Consider the following 5,350-nt stretch of genomic DNA (forward strand, 5'->3'; position numbering starts at 1 on the left):
CCGCTCACCTCCTCACCGGACCGCGGACTGCACCCCTCACCCCACGGCGGGCCTGCGCCCCGGGGGCCAGGGGAAGAACGCGCTGGTACGGCGCGCGTACTCCTGCCACCCGGGCCGCCCGGACATGTGCTCGTCCAGCAGCCGCTGCCCGGAACCGCGGGTGAGCAGGTAGGTCATGACGATCGGCGCGGGCAGGGTGAGCAGCGCCCACCACGACCCGGCCGCGACCAGGAACAGTCCCCACCACACGCACGCGTCGCCGAAGTAGTTGGGGTGGCGGGTCCAGGCCCACAGCCCGCGGTCCATGATGCGCCCCTTGTTGGCGGGGTCGGCCTTGAACCGGGACAGCTGGGCGTCGCCGACGCTCTCGAACGCGAACCCGAACAGCCACAGCGCAGCACCCGCGAGAGCGATCCACCCGAGCGGCTGCGGGGTGTGCACGGCCAGCTGGAGGGGCATCGAGATGAGCCAGACCAGCGCGCCCTGGAGCAGGTACACCCACCGCAGGGCGTACAGGTTCCGGTTGCCGGGGGCGTTGGAGAGCATGCGTTCGTAGCGCGGGTCCTCGCCCTTTCCGCGGCTGCGCAGCCCGATGTGCACGGCCAGGCGCAACCCCCACACGACGACCAGGGCGGTCAGGAGCCAGGTGCGGGCGGGGTCGCCGGTGGACAGCAGCGCCCCGGTCAGGGCCACGGCGACGAACCCGAGGCCCCATCCGGCATCGACGACGCTGTGGCGTCCCAGGCGCACCCCCACGGCGAAGACGGTCAGCATCAGGGCCGCCAGGACGGCGGCGGTCACGCCCAGGTTGAGCAGGAGTCCTGCGGTGTCGGTCATGCTCCTGCCCCCGGGTGCTCGGGGCGGCGCAGCAGGATCTGGTCCACGCCCATGCGTCCCTCCTCGAAGGCCAGGGCGCCCCCGGCCAGGTACAGGCGCCACATGCGGGCGCGTTCGTCGCCGACCAGCGCGGCGAACTCGTCGAAGCGGCTCTCCAGCGTGCGCAGCCAGGCGCGGGCGGTACGCACATAGTGCTCGCGCAGGGCCTGCACGCCGCGGGTCTCGAGCCCGCCGCCCTCGAGCAGATCGATGGTGCGGCCGAGGGGGCGCATGTGCATGTCTGGGGCGACGTAGCGTTCGATGAAGGGTCCGCCGCCGGGTTGGTCGGCGCCGCGCGACATCTGCTGCACGAGGACCGGGCCGCCGGGGCGGACGAGCGTGTGCAGTCGTCGGGCCAGGGTCCGGTACTCGTCCTCGCCGACGTGTTCGCCCATCTCCACGGTCGCGACGGCGTCGTAGGGCCCGCCGGCGGCCTCGCGGAAGTGGCACAGGCGCACCTGTACACGGTCGCCGAGCCCGGCCTGGGCGGCGCGTTCCAGCACGTGGTCACGCTGCTCCTTCGACAGGGTGACGGCGGTGACCCGCGCCCCGTGGTGGCGAGCGGCGTGCAGGGCCAAGGATCCCCACCCACAGCCCAGGTCGAGCAGGTGGTCGCCCTCGGACAGCTCGAGCTTGCGGCAGATGAGGGCGAGCTTGTCGTACTGGGCGTCGGCGAGTGTGTAGTCGTCGGCGTCGCTGGTCCAGTACGCGCACGAGTAGGCCATCGACGCGTCGAGCAGGAACGCGTAGAGGTCGTTGCCGGAGTCGTAGTGGTGGGAGACGGCATCGGCGTCGCGTTCGCGGGTGTGCAGGCGTCCGCTCATGCGGGCCTCGCACTCGGGCACCGGCGGGGGTGTTCCCACCGCACCCAGCGCCAGGAGTGTGCGCACGGTGCGGGCCCACTCGCCGGGCCGGGGCACACGGGTGCCGTGGGTGCGCAGGTGCGCCCACACGCTGCGCAGTGCGTGGGTGAGGTCGCCCTCGACGTCGAGGTGTCCGGCGACGTAGGCGCGGGCCAGGCCGAGTTCGCCCGGCCGGGCCAGCACGTGCCGTAGGGCGTCGCGGTCGCGCACGATCACCAGGGGCGCGTCGGCCGGTCCTGCCTCGCTGCCGTCCCAGGCGCGGATGCGGAAGGGCGGAGGGCCGTCCACGAAGGAGACCGCGGCCGGAAGCAGGAAGTGGGCGGCCCCGCGCGGGTACGGGAGTGCGGGTGTCCCCGTGGCGCGGGCGGGGGTGTGCGGGGTCGTGGTCGCGGTCGCCATCAGCTGCGCTCCAGGATGATCTGCTCGACGTCGATGATTCGGGAACGGAATCCGGCCTCGCAGTAGGCCAGGTAGAAGAACCACATGCGCGCGAAGGTCTCGTCGAAGCCCAGGTCGCGGACCCGGCCGGCGGAGTCGGTGAAGGACTCGCGCCACACGCGCAGGGTGTCGGCATAGTCGGTGCCGAAGGCGCGGCGGTCGGTGATCGCCAGGGAGGACCTCTCGACCAGCTGTTCCTCGATCGCGGTGACCGACGGGATGAGCCCGCCGGGGAAGACGTACTTGTGCATCCACGTGTAGGAGCCCCGCGATGCGCGCATGAGCTGGTGCTCCATGGTGATGCTCTGCAGCCCGACGCGCCCGCCCGGACGCACGAGCCGGTCCAGGGCCTCGACGTAGGCGGGCCAGTAGCGCTCGCCGACGGCCTCGACCATCTCGACGCTGATCACCGCGTCGTAGGTGCCCTCGACGTCGCGGTAGTCGCACAGTTGTACGTCGACCGCCTCGCTCAGCCCGGCCCCTGCCACACGCTCGCGGGCCAGGTCGCGCTGCTCCGCGGACAGGGTGACGGAGGTGACGCGGGCTCCGCGGCTGGCGGCGCGCACGGCGAGTTCTCCCCAGCCGGTGCCGATCTCGAGCAGGCGGGTTCCCTCGCCGACGGCGGCCCCGTCCAGGAGGCGGTCGATCTTGCGTTCCTGGGCGCGGGCCAGACCCTCGGGGTCGCGCGGGTCCCCGTCGGTGAACAGCGCGCTCGAGTAGGTCATGGTGCGGTCGAGGAAGAGCGCGAAGAGGTCGTTGGAGAGGTCGTAGTGGTGGCTGATGTGCCGGCGCGCACCTCTGCGGGTGTTGCGGTCCGAGGCAGGACGCCGGGGCAGGGTGATGTGCCGCAGCGGTTGCAGAGGGCGCGGGACGAGTTCCTCGTAGACCTCGGCCAGCCGGGTCAGGAGGGTGACCAGGTCCGGGGAGTCCCATTCCCCCGCCATGTAGGACTCCCCGAACCCGATGAGCCCGCCCGCGGCCAGGCGCCGGTAGAAGGACCGCTCGTCGTACAGGTCCAGGACCGGCCTGCCGTCGCCGGGGTCGCGGTCGGCGCAGGTGCGCAGGCGGACCCCGGCGCGGGCCGCGGCGTGGCGGCCCAGGGCCCGGGCGGCGCGGGCGCGCAGATGTGCGTCGGGCACACGGGCGACGTCGGGCCAGCGTCGGGCATCGACGGCGGCGGGCGGGTGCGGGCTGGTGGTGGTCATCGTGGTGTTCCTGTCGGTCTCGGGTCCTGGTTCCGGTCGGGTTGCACGGGCAGTCCGCGCAGGTACAGGCCGATGCCCTGCAGGCGGATGCGTGCCGCTGCCACGAGGGGGGCGAGCGGGTGGCGCAGGGCCACGAGGAGGAGGGCACCGGGCGTGGCCTTCCTGCGGGTTCCGTGCACCGTGGCGGTGAACGGAGGATGGCCGTGGCGGTGCAGGGCCACGGTCAGGGACAGGCGGGGCCCGGGTTCGGGCAGGGTCAGCCGGTAGTGGCCCTCGACCCGGTTGAAGGGTGAGACGTAGAGGGCCTTGTCAACGGTGGCCCGGCCCTTCTCGTCGGGGTGGACCAGGTAGCGGTGGCGGTCGCCGTAGGTGTTGTGGACCTCGGCGACCACGGCACGCAGCCCGGTGCGGTCGCGGCACCAGTACACGGTCAGGGGGTTGAAGACGTACCCGAGGACGCGCGCCTGGCAGAGCATGAGCACACGTGCGTCCTCGCCGAGCGTGATGCCGTGTCCGGCGAGGAAGCCGTCGACGCCGGCGCGCAGGGTGGGTGCGTCACCGTCGCCGTGGTCGGCGGGTTCGAACCCGGCCAGGGGGCGCAGCAGGAGGGGCGGCCGCGGCAGGTGGTCCAGGTCGACCAGCCAGTAGTAGGTGCGGTGTGCGAAGGCGTTGCGGACCGGGGCCGTGCGCACGTGCCGCACCACCGACTCGTACAGCGCCGGCGTGGTCGGGCTCGTTGCGCCCGGGTTCTTCGGGGATGCCGGAGTGCTCACCGTGGCTCCCATTCCCGGCCCAGAGAGCGGGCCGCCGATACACCGGAACGGCAGGNNNGGCGCCGGCGAAGGCCAGCACCCCGTCGTCGAGGTCGGGCAACCGGCTCTGCGCGGACACCGATGCGGGTGTGAAGACGGGGTGGCTGTAGTCCATGGTTGCCACCACCCGGTCGGGGTCGACGGTGCCGTCGTCGTTGAGGGTGACGACGTACTCCCGCCGAGCGGGCAGCCGCTGCAGCCGGTTCATGTGGTAGCTGACGCGCACCGGGGTGCCGTCCGGTTCGCAGGAGGGCAGGCGGTGGTTCCAGCTGGCCCAGGAGGCGGTGTCGCCGGGTAGGACCCCGGGGTCGGTGTGCAGCAGGACCCGGTTGTGGGAGTACTCGAAGGCCCCCAGGATGCTGCGCTGGTCCTCGGTGGGGTTGTCGAGCATTGCCAGGGCCTGGTCGGCGTGGGTGGCGACCACGACCGCGTCGAAGTCCTCGGTGTCGTGCTCGCCGTGCCCGGTCCTGACCCGGACGCCCCCGCGGGTCCGGGTCAGGCCGAGCACGGGGGTTCCGGTGCGCACGCTGTACAGGTTCTTGGCCACGCGCTCAACGTAGGTGTGCGAGCCCCCGGTGACCGTCCACCAGCGGGGCGAGCCCCACACGCTGAGCATGCCGTGGTGGTTCAGGAAAACGAAGAGGTAGCGGGCCGGGTGGTCCAGGGCGGTCCCGGCCGGGCAGGACCACACGGCCGAGACCAGCGGCAGCAGGAAGTGCGCGGTGAAGTAGCGGCTGAACCCGTGCTGCTCGACGAAACCCCCGAGGGTGGGGCCTGCGCCGCTGTCGGTCTCCCCCTGTGCGAGCAGGCGGCGGGCGGCCCGGTGGAACCGCGGGATCTCGGTCAGCATCCACAGGTAGGAGGCCGAGCGGCGGGTGCGCCCGGGCAGCAGGGCGCGCAGCCCGCGTGCGCCCGCGTACTCCAGTCCGCAGCCCCGGCAGCTCACCGACATACTCATCTCGGTGGGGGTGGTGTCCACCCCGAGCTCGTCGAAGAGCCGGAGCAGGTGCGGGTAGGTCGAGCGGTTGTGCACGATGAAACCGCTGTCGACGTTCAGGCCGCTGCCGTCCTCCTCGATGCGGTGGGTATGGGCGTGTCCGCCGAGCCGGTCCCGGGCCTCGAAGAGGGTGACGTCGTCGTGGCGGGGCAGGGCGGG

4 protein-coding genes and 1 pseudogene are annotated in these 5,350 nt (G+C 72.6%); all 5 read right to left on the reverse strand.

Annotated features, from left to right (window positions below):
* Positions 1-36: 36 nt before the first annotated feature.
* Complete coding sequence (locus D474_RS0126530; RefSeq protein ID WP_017616506.1) at positions 37-837, reverse strand: DUF1295 domain-containing protein; 801 nt, start codon at positions 835-837, stop codon at positions 37-39.
* On the reverse strand, positions 834-2,138 hold the full coding sequence (locus tag D474_RS0126535) for an SAM-dependent methyltransferase (protein WP_017616507.1): 1,305 nt from the start codon (positions 2,136-2,138) through the stop codon (positions 834-836). The genes D474_RS0126530 and D474_RS0126535 overlap by 4 nt, the downstream gene beginning before the upstream one ends.
* The gene (locus D474_RS0126540) at positions 2,138-3,382 is read right to left on the reverse strand and encodes an SAM-dependent methyltransferase (protein ID WP_017616508.1); all 1,245 of its coding nucleotides are present in this window, start codon (positions 3,380-3,382) and stop codon (positions 2,138-2,140) included. The genes D474_RS0126535 and D474_RS0126540 overlap by 1 nt, the downstream gene beginning before the upstream one ends.
* The gene (locus tag D474_RS0126545) at positions 3,379-4,074 is read right to left on the reverse strand and encodes a DUF1365 family protein (protein WP_017616509.1); all 696 of its coding nucleotides are present in this window, start codon (positions 4,072-4,074) and stop codon (positions 3,379-3,381) included. The genes D474_RS0126540 and D474_RS0126545 overlap by 4 nt, the downstream gene beginning before the upstream one ends.
* Before the next feature lie 553 nt (positions 4,075-4,627).
* Positions 4,628-5,344: pseudogene (locus D474_RS33755) on the reverse strand (FAD-dependent oxidoreductase); the annotation flags it as partial.
* Positions 5,345-5,350: the final 6 nt, after the last annotated feature.

This window comes from Nocardiopsis salina YIM 90010, assembly GCF_000341025.1.
Taxonomy (GTDB): Bacteria; Actinomycetota; Actinomycetes; order Streptosporangiales; family Streptosporangiaceae; genus Nocardiopsis; species Nocardiopsis salina.

Excerpts from the sequence above, each read along its gene's own strand:
- D474_RS0126530 (WP_017616506.1), bottom strand. The coding sequence starts at position 837 with ATGACCGACACCGCAGGACTCCTGCTCAACCTGGGCGTGACCGCCGCC.
- D474_RS0126535 (WP_017616507.1), bottom strand. The coding sequence starts at position 2,138 with ATGGCGACCGCGACCACGACCCCGCACACCCCCGCCCGCGCCACGGGG.
- D474_RS0126540 (WP_017616508.1), bottom strand. The coding sequence starts at position 3,382 with ATGACCACCACCAGCCCGCACCCGCCCGCCGCCGTCGATGCCCGACGC.